Here is a 1,640-nt window from a genome sequence, read left to right as displayed (position 1 = left end):
TGGTAACACGACAGAATTCATTGAGCAGATGTCTTGGTTTCGGCTAAGCATCACAAACGATTTTTTAATTGAAGAGTTTGATCATGGCTCAGATTGAACGCTGGCGGCAGGCTTAACACATGCAAGTCGAGCGGTAACAGAGAGTAGCTTGCTACTTTGCTGACGAGCGGCGGACGGGTGAGTAATGCTTGGGAATATGCCATATGGTGGGGGACAACAGTTGGAAACGACTGCTAATACCGCATAACGTCTACGGACCAAAGAGGGGGATTCTTCGGAACCTCTTGCCATTTGATTAGCCCAAGTGAGATTAGCTAGTTGGTGAGGTAATGGCTCACCAAGGCGACGATCTCTAGCTGGTTTGAGAGGATGATCAGCCACACTGGGACTGAGACACGGCCCAGACTCCTACGGGAGGCAGCAGTGGGGAATATTGCACAATGGGCGAAAGCCTGATGCAGCCATGCCGCGTGTGTGAAGAAGGCCTTCGGGTTGTAAAGCACTTTCAGTTGTGAGGAAAGGTGGGTAGTTAATAGCTGCTCGCTGTGACGTTAGCAACAGAAGAAGCACCGGCTAACTCCGTGCCAGCAGCCGCGGTAATACGGAGGGTGCGAGCGTTAATCGGAATTACTGGGCGTAAAGCGTGCGTAGGCGGTTTGTTAAGCAAGATGTGAAAGCCCAGGGCTCAACCTTGGAACTGCATTTTGAACTGGCAAACTAGAGTACTGTAGAGGGTGGTGGAATTTCCAGTGTAGCGGTGAAATGCGTAGAGATTGGAAGGAACATCAGTGGCGAAGGCGGCCACCTGGACAGATACTGACGCTGAGGCACGAAAGCGTGGGGAGCAAACAGGATTAGATACCCTGGTAGTCCACGCCGTAAACGATGTCAACTAGCTGTCTGTGGACTTGATCCGTGGGTAGCGGAGCTAACGCATTAAGTTGACCGCCTGGGGAGTACGGCCGCAAGGTTAAAACTCAAATGAATTGACGGGGGCCCGCACAAGCGGTGGAGCATGTGGTTTAATTCGATGCAACGCGAAGAACCTTACCATCCCTTGACATCCACAGAAGAGACTAGAGATAGACTTGTGCCTTCGGGAACTGTGAGACAGGTGCTGCATGGCTGTCGTCAGCTCGTGTTGTGAAATGTTGGGTTAAGTCCCGCAACGAGCGCAACCCCTATCCTTATTTGCCAGCGCGTTATGGCGGGAACTCTAAGGAGACTGCCGGTGATAAACCGGAGGAAGGTGGGGACGACGTCAAGTCATCATGGCCCTTACGGGATGGGCTACACACGTGCTACAATGGCAAGTACAGAGGGCAGCAATACCGCGAGGTGGAGCGAATCCCACAAAGCTTGTCGTAGTCCGGATTGGAGTCTGCAACTCGACTCCATGAAGTCGGAATCGCTAGTAATCGTAGATCAGAATGCTACGGTGAATACGTTCCCGGGCCTTGTACACACCGCCCGTCACACCATGGGAGTGGGATGCAAAAGAAGTGGCTAGTTTAACCTTCGGGAGGACGGTCACCACTTTGTGTTTCATGACTGGGGTGAAGTCGTAACAAGGTAACCCTAGGGGAACCTGGGGTTGGATCACCTCCTTATCTTGAAGTAAAAACAGTTTAATGGAAACT

At 51.7% G+C, this 1,640-nt stretch carries 1 rRNA gene; it reads left to right on the top strand.

Annotated elements, in window-relative coordinates:
• The first annotated feature begins 65 nt into the window (after positions 1-65).
• Positions 66-1,610: ribosomal RNA gene (locus tag H4J56_RS19345) — 16S ribosomal RNA — on the top strand.
• The last annotated feature ends 30 nt before the right edge of the window (positions 1,611-1,640 follow it).

Origin of the sequence: Colwellia sp. BRX8-4 (assembly GCF_014077345.1) — a bacterium.
GTDB lineage: Bacteria > Pseudomonadota > Gammaproteobacteria > Enterobacterales > Alteromonadaceae > Colwellia_A.
Note: the sequence above shows the minus strand (reverse complement) of the source record. Positions and strands in the feature narration are given on the sequence as shown.